Source organism: Rhizobium sp. AG855 (genome assembly GCF_003610655.1).
Taxonomy (GTDB): Bacteria; Pseudomonadota; Alphaproteobacteria; order Rhizobiales; family Rhizobiaceae; genus Allorhizobium; species Allorhizobium wuzhouense.
Window position 1 is genome coordinate 520,220 of sequence record NZ_RAQG01000003.1, and the last position, 16,370, is coordinate 536,589.

The following is a 16,370-nucleotide window of genomic DNA, read 5'->3' on the forward strand; positions in this document are numbered from 1 at the left end:
TGGTCTTAGGCGTCGAGGCGGCTGTCGGTCAGTTCGCCGACAGGATCGGCTTCCTCGGGCTCGCCGCCGGGGATGAAGGCGAAGAGGGCGGCCAGCGCCTGGGTGCGATAGCGGTCCTGCTCCTGCAGGATCTCGTGACGGGCGCCTGATATCGGCACCAGCTGTCCGGCGCGGAAATATTGCGCCAGCGATTCCTGGTAGTGATAGGGCACGATCGGATCATTGCCCGGCGCGACGATGACGGTCGGCACCGTAATCGAGGCGAGGTGGCGCGGGTCGCGCACTTGGGCAATCGCCTTTTGGCTTTCATAGAGCCAGCGTGCGGTCGGTGGGCCTAGAAACAGTTCCGGATGCTCCGCCACGAGCCGCTGGTTGCGGGCGAAGCGCTGCGGGTCTGTCGTCAGCGGATTGCCGTCGAAATCCTTGCGCGGTTCGTCCTTGTTGAGGCAGATCCCGCCGAGGCCGGTGAAGGTGGCGAGCGTCGCCAGGCGGCGGATGTTGTCCGGCGAGGTTTTCTGGCCGCCCAGCCCGACAAAGGGGGCCGTCAGCACCATGCGCTCGATGCGGTTGGCAAGCCGCGGGGCTGCCTTCAGCGCAATCAGCCCGCCGGTCGAATGGGCAACCAGGAAGAAGGGCAGGCGGGTGTCGGGCAGGACGATCTGCTCAAGGAAAATCTCGAGATCTCGGACGTAATGGTCGAAGCGGCCGACATGGCCCTTGCGCGGGTCCTTGATCAGGCGATCCGAGCTGCCCTGGCCGCGAAAATCGTATGTCGCCACCCAGAAGCCGCGTTCATTCATCTCGCGGATCGTCTCGAAATATTTCTCGATGGTCTCGTTGCGGCCGTGCAGCAGCACGATGGTGCCACGGGTGGTTTCGGCGCTGGACTTGAAGACCGCATAGCGCAGGTTTGCGCCGCGATACCCCTTGAAGGTGCCGACGAGCGGGGTTCCGGGAATGGGGTTTCCGGGCGTGGCGTGAAGTCTTGCTTCCATCCTCACAACTGCCTGTCCGTTGAGCGCGGTTTCCTTGTTCCGGGATAGGATGGCCCCCGCAAAAGGTCAAAGAAAAAAGCCGGAACCCCATATGGAGATATGCGGTTCCGGCGAAATCGACCGGAGTGGAAGGGGCGATATCCCCGGCCTATCGGGTTCGAGACAACCGATGGAGATGGTTTAAAGCGAGGGGGCTGAACCCGTCTTGAACCTCTCGTTCACGCGGGATTCATCGGCCGCATTTCGCTGTTCAGACGGATGATCTTGAATTCCGAAAACCGATTTCCCACATCGGTGATGCGGACGCCGAAAGGGTCCGTAACCTTCGCCGACATCGCCCGTTGCGGGATGTGCGCGAAACCCAAAACGCCAACGTCGCTTCAAGGAGGACACAATGCGTCACGTCGATTTTTCCCCGCTCTACCGCTCCACCGTCGGTTTCGACCGCTTGTTCACGATGCTCGACAGCCTCGGACAGCCGGAGCAGGCCCAGAGCTATCCGCCCTACAACATCGAACGCACCGGTGATAACCTCTACCGGATCACCATGGCTGTTGCCGGTTTCGACGAAAGCGAGCTTTCGATCGAGGCGCATGCGCATGTGCTGACCGTCAAGGGTGAGAAGGCCGAAGACGAGAAGGCCGAGCAGAGCGAATTCCTCTATCGCGGCATTGCCAAGCGCGCCTTCGAGCGCCGCTTCCAGCTTGCCGACCATGTCGAGGTCACCGCCGCTTCGCTGAAGAACGGGCTGCTGCACATCGATCTCCTGCGCAACATTCCGGAAGCCATGAAGCCGCGCCGGATTTCGATTGCTGCGGAAGCAGCCGGTGCGGCGCCAAAGGCCATCGAGGCACATGTGAACTAAGCCACACGCATTTGCGAATGTGGAAGGCGGTGGGCGAAGGCCCGCCGCCTTTTTGCGTTTCAGGTCACTGCATTCGTCTGGTCCAGAGCGTGCAGAGCAGCTTGTCGAGGGAAAGGACGCCTGCGCCCTTCACGGCGAGATATAGCAGCGGAAAGATCCAGAGCAGACGCTGGTCGAGGATGACGCTGTCGGGGAAACGATCGAAGAGCGCGCCGATGGTCGCGGCATCGACCTTGTGGACGAGAATATCGGTCAGGCTCTGGACGAGGATGAAGCCGATCATGCCGGCGGCGGCGACGCGGGTGAAGAGACCGAGGACGACGAGCACCGGGAGGATCGCTTCGCCATAGGTGCCGAAGATCACCATCAGGCCCCAGGGAAAGAAGGCAACGGCCGAGACATCGCCGCCAGCGGCATCCACTGCCGGCAGCGCAATCTGGTAATAGGCGCTGTCGCTGATCGCAAAGAGGCCATCGAATTTGGTCAGTGCCGAGTTCCAGTAATAGGGAAGCAACACTGCGGCGAAGACGGCGCGTGCGGCAAGGCCGAGGAACCACCTGTCGAGCCGCCGTTCGACGGCAATGACAGCACGGTCGTAGACGCTTTTGAGGGACTGGAGCTGGCGGATCATGACGGTTTCCTTGTCTCCGGCGGCATCAGGTCGCTGAAGGCGCCACTGGCCAGTGTGAGGGTGAGGAGGCCGGCAATGTCGGGTTCGGGTGTTGCGCTTTCGGCCGCATCGCAGGCTTCGGCGAAGGTGCCTCCCGCCACTAGGGTGCCGATGAAGGCGCAGGCTTCAGCCGTCAGAACGGTCACCGAGACATCAAAGGCGGGGCGTGTGATCAGCACGGCCTCAGGCATGAACGGGTCCAGGCCGTCGAGCGGCTGGCCGGCCCGGTCACGGCCGACAATGCTTCCGGCCGCGTGGGGCAGCGTCAGCAGCCGACTTGCCGGATGCGGCTCAAAACGGATGGTTGCGAGGGCGTCCGGGTCGATGGAGCCGAGCGCCTGGGGGGCGAGCGGTGCGCGGTCCTCGGCGTGGAAGGCGTCTAGCCAGGCACGCTCGACGCGTGCCACATCGGGGAGAAACGGCAGGGCGCCGGCCGGCGCGAAGGTCTCGACGAAGGCCGGAAAATTGGCACCATAGGTGAACATCAGCGGCGATGTTGGCAGGTTGTGCAACACATAGGCATGGGCCATGGCGCGGAAGAACTCTTCGCCCACGAGGTTCTGCAGGGTTGGGTAGATCGCGGCGAGCGCATCGACCAGCGAGACCGCGACATTGTTGCGGTAGACGGCGAAACGACGGGTCGCGGGTTTGCCGCCCGGACGACTGAGGCCGTCCGGTGGCGGGAGGTCGCGGTTTTGCAGGGCGGCGGCGAAGGCACCGCTGGTGACAGGATCAGGACGCATGGCGCAGACCCAGGCGCTGCTCGCCGAACAGATGCAGGAGGGCGTCGGCCCGCTCGGCCTCGCGCTTGAGGATCGGCCAGTCGGGCACGTCGTTGTCCCATTCGATCAGGGTTGGGAGCGGCCCGGTGCGGCCCAAGACCTCGCGGTAGAGCGACCAGACCACATCGTCCACCGGCCGGTCATGGCTGTCGATCAGGAGCGGCTGGCCGATGTCGTCTTCATCCGTCGCGTGGCCGGCGAGGTGGATTTCCTCGACTGAGAGCAGCGGGAAGTCGGCCAGATACTCCAGTGCGCCGTAGCCGTGATTGGTGGCGGAGACATGCACATTGTTGATGTCGAGCAGCAGGCCGCAGCCGGTACGCCGCGCAATCGCCCGGATGAAGTCCGTCTCACGCATGGTGGCGGCTTCGAAGGCCACGTAGGTCGAGGGGTTTTCGAGCAGGATCCGGCGCCCCAATGCCTCCTGGACCTGATCGATATGGTCGCAGACGCGGCTCAGCGTCTGTTCGTCATAGGGCACGGGCAGGAGGTCGTTGAGAAAGTGGTCGTCATGGGTCGACCAGGCCAGATGTTCTGAGACCATGGCCGGCTGATAGCGGTCGACGACGGATTTGAGCCGGGCGAGATGCGCCGGGTCCAATCCTCGCGGGCTGCCGATCGACAGGCCGACGCCGTGGACGGAGAGAGGAAAATCCTCCCGCATGCGGGTGAGAATGCGGTGCGGGTGACCACCAGCGCCCATGTAGTTTTCCGCGTGCACTTCGAGAAAGCCGATGCGGAAGGAATCGGCAAGGATCGCATCGGCATGCTGTGGCTTGAAGCCGGCACCGCTGCGGGGCGGCAATCCCGCCGTGACGTGCGGGTTCGCCATCAAGGTCGGTGACTGTGACATGGGGCGCTCCTCTGGTGCGACTTAGGGATCCGGCCGCATCCCGGCCGCTGCGGCAGTACCGCAGGGGCCGGGACGGGGAAGGCTCAGGCCTTGGGGAGGTCGCGGTCGAGGGCTTCGAGCGAACCCATGCGGCCGTCGGGGAGCGCCATGGTCAGGCAGGTGCCCTTGGCGACGTAGGACCAGGAATTGCCCTGGTAGTCGACCTTGGAAGTTCCGGCGCAGGTGGTGCCGGCGCCGGCGGCGCAATCATTCTTGCCGGCCATGGCGACGCCGAAGCACTTTTCCTTTTCCTGCGCGGCGGCCGGACCCGACAGGAGGGCGGCCGCGCCGACGGCCATGGTGACGGCGGCGGCGAGTGCTGCGGCGTTGGTGGTGTACTTGCTCATGATGCTTCTCCTCGGATCGTGAAGCTGTTTCCCAAACCAGCCCGATCAGGGGCTGGTGAAGGGATCATGGCGAGGAGAGGAGGCCTTGGGAAATCAATGATTATTGTATTCTTGTTGTTCGATATGCTTGTAAGAAGCGCGCCTCTCAGACGACTTCTATGAATTGATCGACTTCTTCTTTGGTCGTCGCGAAGCTTGTTACCAGGCGCAAAAGGGTTTCATTGGCGCCGAGCAGATGCGGCATGTCGCGCGGCGGGAGCCAGTCATAGACCATGGCGCCCTTGGCACGGGCGCGGGCAACGGCATCCTTGTCGGCGACGGCAAAGACCTCGTTGGCGGTCGTTTCCCAGGCGAGGCGGGTGGTGTTCTTGGCCGTGAGGCCGGCGCGCAGGCGGTCGGCCATGGCATTGGAATGGCTGGCGAGCTCCAGCCACAGATCGTTTTCCAGATAGGCTTCAAGCTGGGCAGAGATGAAGCGGGTCTTGGAGAAGAGCTGGGCGGAGCGCTTGCGGATATAGGGCATCTCCTCTGCCATTTCGGGTTTGAAGAAGATGATGGCTTCGGCGCACCAGCAGCCGTTCTTGGTGCCGCCGAAGGAAAGGATGTCGACGCCGCGCTTCCAGGTCATTTCGGCCGGGCTGGCCTTCAGCGCGACCAGCGCATTGGCGAAGCGGGCACCATCCATGTGGAGCGGCAGGTTCTTTGTCTTCGCGATTGCGGCAATCGCATCCAGTTCGTCGAGAGAATAGACGGTGCCGGCTTCGGTGGCCTGGGTCACGGTGATCGCCATGGGGCGGCCGTGATGCACGGACGGCACATCGAAGCGGGAGACGGCAATGTCGAGCGCTTCCGGATCGATCTTGCCGTTGTCGCCTTCGACCGGGAAGAGCCGGGTCGCGCCGGTGAGGAATTCCGGGGCGCCGCCTTCGTCGGAATTCACATGGGCATCATAATGGCAGAAGGTCACGCCGCCGGCCTTGGCGACGCTTGCAAGGGCCAAGGAGTTGGCGGCCGTGCCCGTGGCGACGAAGAAGACCGCGACTTCGCGTTCGAACATGTCGTTGAACTTCGCCTCGATCAGCTTGTCGTGGTCGCTGGTGCCGTAGGCTGCGGCATAACCGGAGGCGAAGCGGGTCAGGCTTTCGGCAATCTTGGGATGGGCGCCGGACCAGTTGTCGGATGCGAAGAACATGGGATCATTTCCTGAGCCAGGGGAGGGTTTCCGGAGATTAGGCATTTCCGCGACGTGATCAATCCGGTCCGCGGCGGACCATGTCGCGTAGATCGATTCCGCAACAAGGCGAATAGCAGGGATGCTGACGTGAAATAAAATTGCGCAGGAGGGTGCTGCATGGCAATTTAGCATCCGGTGGCCGGTTAATTTTCCGTGCGTCCCCTTGCAAGGCCGCTTACATTCTGTCATAGAAATTTTCAAAATTAGGTCAGATTGATTGACCTAATTCGAGTTTCGGGATCTCGAACTCTGGTGTCATGCGGTGGTGATGTAACCCGGTCAGGGTGGGTCTCCGTCGTCTGGCGCCCGAAACTGTGAAGGGTCCCAGATCAACCCGCCCGGTTCTGCCGGGCCCCATAGGAGGGAAGGCCATGACGCGCATTACGTCATCCGAAGAGAACATGCGGTCCGCGAGCGCGGAATCGACTGGCGGCAAGCCGGTTGCGCGCGGTCTTCCTGCCAAGCAGGGTCTGTACGACCCGAAAAACGAACACGATGCCTGCGGCGTCGGTTTCATTGCCCATATGAAGGGCGTGAAGTCGCACCAGATCGTCAAGGATGGCCTGTTCATCCTGGAGAACCTGACCCATCGCGGCGCCGTTGGTGCCGATCCTTTGATGGGCGACGGTGCCGGCATTCTCGTGCAGATCCCCGACCGATTCTTCCGCGAGGAAATGGCCGCCCAAGGCATCACCCTGCCGAAGGCCGGCGAATATGCCGTCGGTCACTTCTTCTTCCCGCAGGATGAAGAGCAGATCGTTCATTTCAAGAAGGTGATCGCCGAAGTCTGTCAGGCCGAGGGCCAGACCCTCATCGGCTATCGTGATGTGCCGGTCGACAATTCCTCGCTGTCCAAGGCGCCCGAGATTGCCGCAACCGAGCCGCGCCAGATCCAAGTCTTTATCGGTGCCGGCCGTGACGCCGCGACCCAGGAACAGTTCGAGCGTCGCCTGTTCCTGCTGCGCAAGGTGATCTCGAACCGCATCTATGACCAGTATGGTGGCCAGGAAACCGGCTTCTATCCGGTGTCGCTGTCCTCCTCGACGATCGTCTACAAGGGCATGTTCCTCGCCTATCAGGTTGGCGCCTATTACAAGGATCTCGCCGATCCGCGTTTCGAGTCGGCCGTTGCCCTCGTGCATCAGCGCTTCTCGACCAACACCTTCCCGTCCTGGAAGCTGGCGCACCCGTACCGCATGGTCGCCCATAACGGCGAAATCAACACGCTGCGCGGCAACGTCAACTGGATGGCGGCGCGCCAGGCGTCTGTCTCCTCACCGCTCTTCGGCGACGACATCTCCAAGCTCTGGCCGATCTCCTACGAAGGTCAGTCGGATACGGCCTGCTTCGACAACGCGCTCGAATTCCTGCAGCGCGGCGGCTATTCGCTGGCGCATGCCGTGATGATGCTGATCCCGGAAGCCTGGGCCGGCAACCAGCTGATGTCGCCTGAGCGAAAGGCCTTCTACGAATACCATGCCGCGATGATGGAGCCGTGGGATGGCCCGGCCGCCGTCTGCTTCACCGATGGTCGCCAGATCGGTGCGACGCTCGACCGCAACGGTCTGCGTCCGGCCCGTTATCTCGTGACCGATGACGACCGCGTCATCCTCGCCTCCGAAGCCGGCACGCTGCCGGTGCCGGAAGAGCGGATCGTCAAGAAGTGGCGCCTGCAGCCGGGCAAGATGCTGCTCATCGACATGGCGGAAGGCCGCATCATTTCCGACGAGGAAGTGAAGTCGTCGCTTGCCGGCAGCCATCCGTATCGCGAATGGCTCGATCGCACGCAGCTCATCCTCGAAGACCTGAAGCCGGTCGAACCGCGTGCGCTGCGTCGCGACGTGTCGCTGCTCGATCGCCAGCAGGCTTTCGGCTACACCACGGAAGACACCAAGATCCTGATGTCGCCGATGGCGACCACGGGCCAGGAAGCGATCGGCTCGATGGGCACCGACACGCCGATCTCGGCGATGTCGACCAAGTCGAAGCTGCTCTACACCTATTTCAAGCAGAACTTCGCCCAGGTCACCAACCCGCCGATCGACCCGATCCGCGAAGAGCTCGTCATGAGCCTCGTCTCCTTCATCGGTCCGCGTCCGAACATCCTCGACCATGAAGGCATGGCGAACGCCAAGCGCATGGAAGTGCGCCAGCCGATCCTGACCAATGGCGATCTGGAAAAGATCCGCTCCATCGGTCACATGGAAGACCGCTTCGACACCAAGACGCTCGACTTCACCTATGACGTGGAGCGCGGTGCCGAAGGCATGCCGGAAATGCTGGATCGTCTGTGCGAGCGGGCGGAAGCGGCCGTGCGCGGCGGCTACAACATCATCGTGCTCTCCGACCGCCAGATCGGCCCCGACCGCATCGCCATCCCGGCGCTTCTGGCGACCGCTGCCGTGCACCATCACCTGATCCGCAAGGGGCTTCGCACCTCGGTCGGTCTCGTTGTCGAATCGGGCGAGCCGCGTGAAGTGCATCACTTCTGCTGTCTCGCCGGTTACGGTGCGGAAGCGATCAACCCCTATCTCGCCTTCGATACGCTGACCGACATGCACAAGCATGGCGAATTCCCGAAGGAAGTGTCGGAAGACGAAGTCGTCTATCGCTACATCAAGGCTGTGGGGAAGGGCATCCTCAAGGTCATGTCCAAGATGGGCATCTCGACCTACCAGTCCTATTGCGGCGCGCAGATCTTTGACGCAATTGGCCTCTCCTCCGAGCTGGTCGACAAGTATTTCTTCGGCACGGCGACGATGATCGAAGGCATCGGCCTGACCGAGATCGCCGAGGAAACCGTTGCCCGTCATTCGTCGGCCTTCGGCAAGGATCCGGTTCTCGCCAATACGCTCGATATCGGCGGCGAGTATGCCTATCGCATGCGTGGCGAAAACCATGCCTGGAGCCCGGACTCGATTGCGTCGCTGCAGCATGCCGTGCGTGGCAACAGCCAGGACCGCTACCGCGAATTCGCCGAGATGGTGAACGACAGCAATCTGAGGATGAACACCATCCGCGGGTTGTTCAAGATCAAGTCGGCGGAGGCGCTCGGCCGCAAGCCTGTGTCGATCGATGCGGTGGAACCGGCGGTCGAGATCGTCAAGCGCTTCTCCACCGGGGCCATGTCCTTCGGCTCGATCAGCCGCGAGGCGCATACGACGCTTGCCATCGCCATGAACCGGATCGGCGGCAAGTCGAACACCGGCGAGGGCGGCGAAGAGAGCGATCGTTACCTGCCGCTGGCGGACGGGTCTTCGAACCCCGAGCGTTCGGCGATCAAGCAGATCGCGTCGGGCCGCTTCGGTGTGACCACCGAATATCTGGTCAATGCCGACATGCTGCAGATCAAGGTCGCGCAGGGTGCCAAGCCCGGCGAGGGTGGTCAGCTGCCCGGCCACAAGGTCGATGCGACGGTTGCCAAGACGCGTCACTCGACGCCGGGTGTGGGTCTCATCTCGCCGCCGCCGCATCACGACATCTATTCGATCGAAGATCTGGCGCAGCTGATCTACGACCTGAAGAACGTCAACCCTGAGGCCGATGTCTCGGTCAAGCTCGTCTCGGAAGTCGGTGTCGGCACGGTTGCCGCCGGCGTTGCCAAGGCGCGCGCCGACCACATCACCGTCTCCGGCTTTGATGGCGGCACGGGCGCTTCGCCGCTCACCTCGCTGAAGCACGCCGGTTCCCCCTGGGAAATCGGTCTTGCCGAGACTCAGCAGACGCTGGTGCTGAACGGTCTGCGTTCGCGCATCGCGCTGCAGGTCGACGGTGGTCTGAAGACCGGCCGTGACGTCATCATCGGTGCGCTGCTCGGTGCCGATGAATTCGGCTTTGCCACCGCTCCGCTGATCGCCGCCGGCTGCATCATGATGCGCAAGTGCCACCTCAACACGTGTCCGGTCGGCGTTGCGACCCAGGATCCGGTCTTGCGCAAGCGCTTCAAGGGCACGCCGGAGCACGTCATCAACTACTTCTTCTTCGTGGCTGAAGAAGTGCGCGAAATCCTCGCTTCGCTTGGCGTTACCAAGCTGGACGAGATCATCGGCGCTTCCGAGCTTCTGGAAAAGGACGAAATGCTCGCGCATTGGAAGGCCAAGGGGCTCGATTTCTCGAAGATCTTCCACAAGGTCGATGCGCCGAAGTCCGCCACCTACTGGACCGAGCGCCAAAACCACCCGATCATCGACATTCTCGACCGCAAGCTGATCGAGAAGGCGATGCCGTCGCTCGAAAACAAGCAGCCTGTCGTCTTCGATGTCGACATCAAGAATGTTGACCGGTCTGCGGGTGCCATGCTCTCGGGCGAAGTCGCCAAGCGTCACGGTCACAAGGGTCTGAAGGACGATACGATTCACGTCACGCTGACCGGCACGGCCGGCCAGTCCTTCGGTGCCTTCCTGGCGCGCGGCATCACGTTTGATCTCGTCGGTGACGGCAACGACTATGTCGGCAAGGGTCTTTCGGGTGGCCGCATCATCGTGCGTCCGCCGGAAAATGCCCGCATCGTCGCGGAAAACTCGATCATCGTCGGCAATACCGTGCTGTACGGCGCGATCTCCGGCGAATGCTATTTCCGCGGTGTGGCGGGCGAGCGGTTTGCCGTGCGCAACTCCGGTGCAATCGCCGTCGTCGAGGGCGTCGGTGACCATGGCTGCGAATACATGACGGGCGGCGTGGTCGTCGTGCTCGGTCAGACGGGCCGCAACTTCGCGGCGGGCATGTCGGGCGGTGTGGCTTACGTGCTCGACGAGAGCGGCGATTTCGCCAAGCGCTGCAACATGGCCATGGTCGAACTCGAGCCGGTTCCGGAAGAGGACGACATGCTGGAGAAGCTGCACCATCACGGCGGCGACCTCATGCACAAGGGCCTTGTCGACGTGTCCGGCGACATGACCCGCCACGACGAGGAGCGCCTCTACCAGCTGATCTCGAACCATCTGCACTACACGGGTTCGAACCGCGCCAAGCAGATCCTCGACAGCTGGGCCGAGTATCGTCCGAAGTTCCGCAAGGTCATGCCGGTCGAATATCGTCGTGCGCTTGAGGAAATGGAACGCATGCGCATGGGCGTGGCTGCGGAGTGATTTAACTATCGGCGCCTTCTGTTATGAGTATTCAACTCAGGATGGAGGCGCCGATGGGTCCAGTATCGAAAGAACACGAAGGCCAAATCATCAGAGAGGACAACCGCCGTCTCGTCGCTATTCCCGATGAATTCTTCCTTGAAGGGGACAAGATCATCATCCGCCAGGAAAGGGATGGCACGATTACAGTCCATCCCGCCGAACGCGAAGCGCGGGATGCGATGGCAGCCAGGTTCAATCCATTCACTGAATGGGAAAATGGAATCTGGCCGAAGACGGTGCCGCCTTTCGATTAACGAGCTGCGATAGCGGCGGAGATTGAGGAAAGTAGACATGGGCAAGGTTACAGGTTTCATGGAAATCGACCGGCAGGTGGCGAAGTATCAGCCGGCCTCCGACCGCATCCGCCATTTCCGCGAATTCACCATCCCCATGTCGGATGCTGAGGTCACCAAGCAGGCGGCGCGCTGCATGGATTGCGGCATTCCCTATTGCCATGGTCCGACCGGCTGTCCTGTTCACAACCAGATCCCGGATTGGAACGACCTCGTCTATAACAACAAGTGGGAGGAGGCGATCCGCAACCTCCACTCGACGAACAATTTTCCGGAATTCACCGGCCGCGTCTGCCCCGCACCCTGCGAGGAAGCCTGCACGCTGAACCTCGAAGACACGCCGGTTGCGATCAAAACCGTCGAACAGGCGATTGCCGACAAGGCCTATGAACTCGGGTTCATCGTGCCGCAGCCAGCGACCATCCATACCGGCAAGAAGGTCGCCGTCATCGGGTCGGGTCCGTCGGGCCTTGCAGCTGCCCAGCAGCTCGGTCGCGCCGGCCACGAGGTGCATGTCTATGAGCGCGAAACCAAGCCCGGCGGGTTGCTGCGTTATGGCATCCCGGATTTCAAGATGGAGAAGAACTTTATCGATCGCCGCGTCGAGCAGATGAAGGGCGAAAACGTTACCTTCCATTGCGGCGTCAATGTCGGCGTCGACATCACCGTCGAGAAGCTCCGCGCGGACTATGACGCCGTGCTCTATTGCGGCGGCTCGGAAACCCCGCGCGAAGCCGGCATTCCCGGCGTCGAGTTCCACGGCGTGCATGATGCCATGCCCTACCTTGTCCAGCAAAACCGCCGCGTCGGTCGCGAAAACATCGACAGCAATGGCTGGCCGGCCGATCCGATCCTCGCCGGCGGCAAGCATGTTGTCGTCGTCGGTGGTGGTGATACGGCCTCCGACTGTGTCGGCACGGCCTTCCGCCAGGGTGCCGTCAAGGTCACCCAGCTCGACATCCGCCCGCGTCCGCCACAGACGGAAGACAAGCTCGCCGTCTGGCCCTTCTGGGCCACCAAGATGCGCACCTCGTCCAGCCAGGCCGAAGGCGCCAATCGCGAATTCCAGGTGGCGACGCTGGAATTTGTCGGCGAAGACGGCGTGCTGACCGGCGTGAAGTGCTGCCAGGTGGATGAGCGCCGCAAGCCGATCCCGGGCACGGAATTCATCATCAAGGCCGATCTCGCCTTCATCGCCATCGGCTTCTCCGGCCCGTTCACCGACAGCGTGTTGAAGGAACTGGACGGCAAGCTGGAACTCAATACCGACCGTCGCGGCTCGACCAATGTGGTTGCCAACGACAAGGACTATCGCTCGTCGGTCGACAAGGTCTGGGTGGCCGGCGACGCCCGTCGCGGCCAGTCGCTCGTGGTCTGGGCGATCCGTGAGGGACGCCAAGCCGCGCGCGCGATCGACGAGGCGCTGATGGGCGAGAGCGTGTTGCCGCGGTGAGCGGGAGCCTCTGAATGAGCGTTACAAAGGGTCGCCTGCAGGCGGCCTTTTTTGCTATCGGCGATCAGGGGGTGGCGGTCGTCGCGACCGGACGCTGCACATAATCGACGCGCCCGGCCGGCGGGTCGGGGAGCTTGCCGTTTCGGACGAGCATGTCGCGCGGCGTCTTGGTGCTGGTCGCGGGCAGCGGTGCGCCGCCTAGAAGTTCGGTCGCGCCGTCGAGTTCAGGGTCGAAGAGGTCGATCGGCGGCGTGCTGACGATGCCCTTGGCTTCGACCGGCGGCAGGTCGATCAGGCTCGGCAGGTTGGTCGCGTCGAGCCGCACCAGATCCGGGCTGCTCATGTCGCCCAGCAGCCGGCGCACGGATTTCTCCACATAGAAGGCAAGCTTGCGTTTGCCGGGGGCGGTGAAGCCGATGCCGTCGTTGCCGCGCAGGCGCACGGGCTGGCCGTTGATGTCGGAGCCGGTCACGATGAAGCGGCCGTCCTGGTCGACGAAGCCGTCCCAGACATCGACGAATTCGCCGTTCAATTTCTCGACGCTGGTGCGATAGAGCGTGTTGAGGCGCAGGGCATCGGCCGTCATGTTCTGTGGGCGGAAGGCCGGCAGGCCGACCCAGATCAGCGGCACCTTTGCCTTGGTCGCGACTTCGGCCAGGGCCGTGACACGGGTAGCATAGGCTGAGAACCATTCGTCGGTGCGGAAATCGTATTTTGCGGTAGGGGTCACCAGTTGCTGGCGGTCGTTGGCGCCGATCTGGACGACGACGACGCTCGGGCGAAGTTCGGAGATGAGGCCCGGAAGGGTGCCGGTCCAGTCGTAGAAATCATCACGGACAAGGCCGGATGAACCATTGGCGCGGGTCTCGATCAGCACGCCCGGTGCGTCTTCGAAGGCGCTCTTCAGGCCCTCGCCGAGACCGCCGGCCACGAAGTCGCCGATCACCAGAACCTTCTTGGCATTGTCCAGCTTGGCCGGTGGCGGCGGGGCGGGCGGCACCGCGCGGCTGGTCGGCGTGCGGGTGTCGATCGTCGTGATGCTGCCGCCGGTCTTCTTGCGCGGCCGCTGCTCGCGGATCGGGCGCCTGACATCGCGCGGCGGCAGATATTCGGGTTGGCGCTGGCCGAACAGCACGTCGAACAGGGTACGGCGCCGCTCCAGCTGCTGCGCCTGCGTGTCTGCGGCCATGAAGGCCGGCGCAGCCACAAGGACGGCGAGCGCTAGGCTGGCGGTCCGGGTCAGGCGAGTGAAAGAAACGCGCCGAATTGTCATTGCGATCTCCTCCCGCTGCGGCCATGGGTCGGCTGATACGATGCGGCCGACGCGATGCCCGTTGTGGAGCGCGTCGGCCGTCAAGTCAATCGGCGGTTCGTCGTGATCAGGACCGGATCAGTTGCGCAGGGCTTCCAGCAGCACGCGCGATGGCTGGCCGTCTGCGGCCATGCCGAGGCGTTGCTGGATGGCGGTGATGGCGGCCTTCGAGCCGGAGCCGAAATTGCCGTCGATCTTGCCGTCGTAATAGCCGAGCGCCTGCATGCGGGTCTGAAGCTCGAACTTCTCCTTCATGTCGAGCGTGCCGTTCGGGCGCGGCCAGCGCTGCTGCATGCCGCCATAACCGGCGATCTCGTCGGCGAGCAGGCCGACACCCAGTGCATAGCTGTCGGCGGCGTTGTAGCGCTTGATGACGAAGAAGTTCTTGGTCATCAGGAAGCCCGGGCCGTTCGAACCGCCGAGCAGCTTCAGTTCGGCACGCTCGGCACCGTTCTTGAAGCCCTTGCCGGAGGGACGCGCGAAGCCGAGCGCCTGCCACTGGGCGAGCGTCTTGGTCTGGCCGGCAAATTTGCTGCCGCCCTGCGGTACGACGGCTTCGTAGCCCCAGGTGCGGCCGGTCTGCCAGCCGTTCTTGGCAAGCAGGTTTGCAGCCGTGGCGAGCGCATCCGGAATCGAGTGCCAGATGTCCTTGGTGCCATTGCCATCGGCATCAATGCCGTAAAGCAGATAACTCGACGGGATGAACTGGGTGTGGCCCATGGCGCCTGCCCAGGAGCCCATCAGGTTCTTATTTGAGACGTCGCCGTTCTGCAGCATCTTCAGCGCCGCGATCAGCTGGGTGCGGGCGTATTTCGCGCGCTTCTTGTCGGCATAGGCGAGCGTTGCCAGCGAGCGTGGCACGTTGTGCAGGCGGTCAGGGCGTTCGAGCGCAGCACCGTAATTCGATTCCATCGACCAGATGGCGAGGATGACGTGTTTGTCGACGCCGAAGTGATTCTCCAGCGCCTTCAGCAACCCACCATGCTTGGCGAGCATCTCCTGGCCGATCCGCACGGTGTAGGGGTTCACCCGGCTGTCCAGATAGTCCCAGATCTCCGACTTGAATTCCGGCTGATAGGCCGCTTTTTCCAGCACGAACTGGTCTGGTTCCTTCACGCCGTCAAACGCCTTGCGATAGGTGCGCTCGGAAATGCCGCTCTTTGCGGCGACGGGATAGAAGTCGCGAATCCATTTCTGGAAGCCGGCATCGGCGAAGGCCTGCACCGGCATCAAGGCCGTCGACAGGGTCAAGGCGATTGCGCCGAGAAGGCTGGGATGGTGTCGTTTCATGGGCATCTCCCCGTTCGTTCTTCGGTATGCAGCCGGAACAAAGGCTGTTCACGCAAGGTTAATGCTGTTCGGTCAACAAACCTTTACCATGTGGTCCGGCCAGGCCCTCGTCTTTCATTCGCCTTTGCGATTTCTAAGCACTTCTATGTTACTGGCCGTGACTGCGGTATGATGGCGTAAATCGATTAGATCCTCGAGGAGGAATGAGTGGTTCAGACTAAGAAGCTCCGCAAAGCCGTTTTTCCCGTTGCCGGCCTCGGCACACGCTTTCTGCCCGCGACCAAGGCGGTGCCGAAGGAAATGCTGACCGTCGTCGACAAGCCTGTCATCCAGTATGTGGTTGACGAGGCGATCGAGGCGGGCATCGAGCATTTCGTCTTCGTGACGGGACGCGGCAAGGCGGTCATCGAGGACTATTTCGACATCCAGTTCGAACTCGAGCAGACGCTGAAGGCCCGTAACAAGAACGCCGAACTGTCACTCCTGAGCGATCTGCAGCCCACGGCCGGGCAGACCAGCTTTACGCGTCAGCAGGAACCGCTCGGCCTTGGCCATGCCGTCTGGTGCGCCCGCGACATCGTCGGTCATGAACCCTTCGCGCTGCTCCTGCCTGACATGATTATGCGCGGTGAAAAGGCTTGCCTCAAGGGCATGGTCGAACTTTATGAAAAAACCGGCGGCAATATTGTGGCCGTTGAGGAATGCGCGCCCGACCAGGCGCACAAATACGGCATCGTCGGCGTGGGCGCGGCGCTCGAAGGCGGGTTCCAGATCACGGAGATGGTGGAAAAGCCGGCCAAGGGGACCGCACCTTCGAACTTCTTCATCAATGGCCGCTACATCCTGCAGCCCGAGATCTTCGAGATCCTGTCGACCCAGGAACGCGGCGCCGGCAACGAAATCCAGCTGACCGATGGCATGCTGAAGCTTGCCAAGAGCCAGGATTTTGCGGGTTATCACTTCAAGGGCCAGACGTTCGACTGCGGCGCCAAGGATGGTTTCATCCTCGCCAATGTCGCCTTCGCGATCGAGCGTCCCGACATCCGTCCGGTCATCGAGCAGGAACTGAAGGCGATCCTCGCCGCTCTGAAATAAGCCAATCGAATTG

13 protein-coding genes are annotated in these 16,370 nt (G+C 62.5%); 5 read left to right on the forward strand and 8 right to left on the reverse strand.

The features are described 5' to 3' along the window. Positions 1 to 5 precede the first annotated feature (5 nt). On the reverse strand, positions 6 to 995 hold the full coding sequence (locus DFO46_RS02485; protein ID WP_120276222.1) for an alpha/beta hydrolase: 990 nt from the start codon (positions 993 to 995) through the stop codon (positions 6 to 8). Positions 996 to 1,389: 394 nt separating this feature from the next. On the opposite strand from DFO46_RS02485, the gene DFO46_RS02490 reads away from it, so the two are divergent. Beyond that, a complete protein-coding gene (locus tag DFO46_RS02490) occupies positions 1,390 to 1,860 on the forward strand; it encodes an Hsp20 family protein (RefSeq protein WP_110791631.1) in 471 nt (156 codons plus the stop codon). A 64-nt stretch (positions 1,861 to 1,924) separates the two neighbouring features. On the opposite strand, the gene DFO46_RS02495 is transcribed toward DFO46_RS02490, so the two are convergent. From DFO46_RS02495 to DFO46_RS02515, 5 genes are all read right to left on the reverse strand, one after another. After that, positions 1,925 to 2,491: a DoxX family protein gene (locus DFO46_RS02495; RefSeq protein WP_120276223.1), complete on the reverse strand. Its 567-nt coding sequence runs from the start codon at positions 2,489 to 2,491 to the stop codon at positions 1,925 to 1,927. Beyond that, entirely contained in the window at positions 2,488 to 3,273 is a 786-nt protein-coding gene (locus DFO46_RS02500; RefSeq protein WP_120276224.1) for a DNA-binding domain-containing protein, read from the reverse strand. The genes DFO46_RS02495 and DFO46_RS02500 overlap by 4 nt, the downstream gene beginning before the upstream one ends. After that, positions 3,263 to 4,165 (reverse strand): DUF692 domain-containing protein, encoded by a 903-nt coding sequence (locus tag DFO46_RS02505; RefSeq protein ID WP_245422498.1) that lies wholly within the window; start codon positions 4,163 to 4,165, stop codon positions 3,263 to 3,265. Before DFO46_RS02505 ends, DFO46_RS02500 begins: the two co-directional genes overlap by 11 nt. 83 nt (positions 4,166 to 4,248) lie before the next feature. After that, entirely contained in the window at positions 4,249 to 4,551 is a 303-nt protein-coding gene (locus DFO46_RS02510; protein WP_110791635.1) for a DUF2282 domain-containing protein, read from the reverse strand. A 145-nt stretch (positions 4,552 to 4,696) separates the two neighbouring features. Beyond that, positions 4,697 to 5,743 carry a low specificity L-threonine aldolase gene (locus DFO46_RS02515; RefSeq protein ID WP_120276225.1) on the reverse strand — a complete coding sequence of 349 codons (1,047 nt, stop codon included), beginning with the start codon at positions 5,741 to 5,743 and terminating at the stop codon, positions 4,697 to 4,699. A 413-nt stretch (positions 5,744 to 6,156) separates the two neighbouring features. On the opposite strand from DFO46_RS02515, the gene gltB reads away from it, so the two are divergent. The 3 genes from gltB to DFO46_RS02530 are packed head-to-tail and all read left to right on the forward strand — an operon-like array spanning position 6,157 to position 12,660. After that, a complete protein-coding gene (gltB, locus tag DFO46_RS02520) occupies positions 6,157 to 10,872 on the forward strand; it encodes a glutamate synthase large subunit (protein ID WP_120276226.1) in 4,716 nt (1,571 codons plus the stop codon). Between the two features lie 53 nt (positions 10,873 to 10,925). Beyond that, positions 10,926 to 11,168 carry a hypothetical protein gene (locus DFO46_RS02525; protein ID WP_120276227.1) on the forward strand — a complete coding sequence of 81 codons (243 nt, stop codon included), beginning with the start codon at positions 10,926 to 10,928 and terminating at the stop codon, positions 11,166 to 11,168. 37 nt (positions 11,169 to 11,205) lie between these two features. Beyond that, complete coding sequence (locus tag DFO46_RS02530; RefSeq protein WP_120276228.1) at positions 11,206 to 12,660, forward strand: glutamate synthase subunit beta; 1,455 nt, start codon at positions 11,206 to 11,208, stop codon at positions 12,658 to 12,660. A gap of 64 nt (positions 12,661 to 12,724) precedes the next feature. Here DFO46_RS02530 and DFO46_RS02535 read toward each other — a convergent pair whose 3' ends face one another. After that, positions 12,725 to 13,933, reverse strand: a complete 1,209-nt coding sequence (locus DFO46_RS02535) for a GDSL-type esterase/lipase family protein (protein ID WP_120276229.1) — start codon at positions 13,931 to 13,933, stop codon at positions 12,725 to 12,727. A 117-nt stretch (positions 13,934 to 14,050) separates the two neighbouring features. Beyond that, complete coding sequence (locus tag DFO46_RS02540; protein ID WP_165826213.1) at positions 14,051 to 15,268, reverse strand: lytic murein transglycosylase; 1,218 nt, start codon at positions 15,266 to 15,268, stop codon at positions 14,051 to 14,053. Positions 15,269 to 15,469: 201 nt separating this feature from the next. Here DFO46_RS02540 and galU point away from each other — a divergent pair, with 201 nt between their 5' ends. Continuing rightward, positions 15,470 to 16,357, forward strand: a complete 888-nt coding sequence (gene galU, locus DFO46_RS02545) for a UTP--glucose-1-phosphate uridylyltransferase GalU (protein ID WP_120276230.1) — start codon at positions 15,470 to 15,472, stop codon at positions 16,355 to 16,357. The last annotated feature ends 13 nt before the right edge of the window (positions 16,358 to 16,370 follow it).

Excerpts from the sequence above, each read along its gene's own strand:
- DFO46_RS02495 (WP_120276223.1), bottom strand. The coding sequence starts at position 2,491 with ATGATCCGCCAGCTCCAGTCCCTCAAAAGCGTCTACGACCGTGCTGTC.
- DFO46_RS02535 (WP_120276229.1), bottom strand. The coding sequence starts at position 13,933 with ATGACAATTCGGCGCGTTTCTTTCACTCGCCTGACCCGGACCGCCAGC.
- DFO46_RS02505 (WP_245422498.1), bottom strand. The coding sequence starts at position 4,165 with ATGTCACAGTCACCGACCTTGATGGCGAACCCGCACGTCACGGCGGGA.
- DFO46_RS02510 (WP_110791635.1), bottom strand. The coding sequence starts at position 4,551 with ATGAGCAAGTACACCACCAACGCCGCAGCACTCGCCGCCGCCGTCACC.
- DFO46_RS02530 (WP_120276228.1), top strand. The coding sequence starts at position 11,206 with ATGGGCAAGGTTACAGGTTTCATGGAAATCGACCGGCAGGTGGCGAAG.
- DFO46_RS02490 (WP_110791631.1), top strand. The coding sequence starts at position 1,390 with ATGCGTCACGTCGATTTTTCCCCGCTCTACCGCTCCACCGTCGGTTTC.
- DFO46_RS02515 (WP_120276225.1), bottom strand. The coding sequence starts at position 5,743 with ATGTTCTTCGCATCCGACAACTGGTCCGGCGCCCATCCCAAGATTGCC.
- DFO46_RS02525 (WP_120276227.1), top strand. The coding sequence starts at position 10,926 with ATGGGTCCAGTATCGAAAGAACACGAAGGCCAAATCATCAGAGAGGAC.
- DFO46_RS02485 (WP_120276222.1), bottom strand. The coding sequence starts at position 995 with ATGGAAGCAAGACTTCACGCCACGCCCGGAAACCCCATTCCCGGAACC.
- gltB (WP_120276226.1), top strand. The coding sequence starts at position 6,157 with ATGACGCGCATTACGTCATCCGAAGAGAACATGCGGTCCGCGAGCGCG.
- DFO46_RS02540 (WP_165826213.1), bottom strand. The coding sequence starts at position 15,268 with ATGCCCATGAAACGACACCATCCCAGCCTTCTCGGCGCAATCGCCTTG.
- DFO46_RS02500 (WP_120276224.1), bottom strand. The coding sequence starts at position 3,273 with ATGCGTCCTGATCCTGTCACCAGCGGTGCCTTCGCCGCCGCCCTGCAA.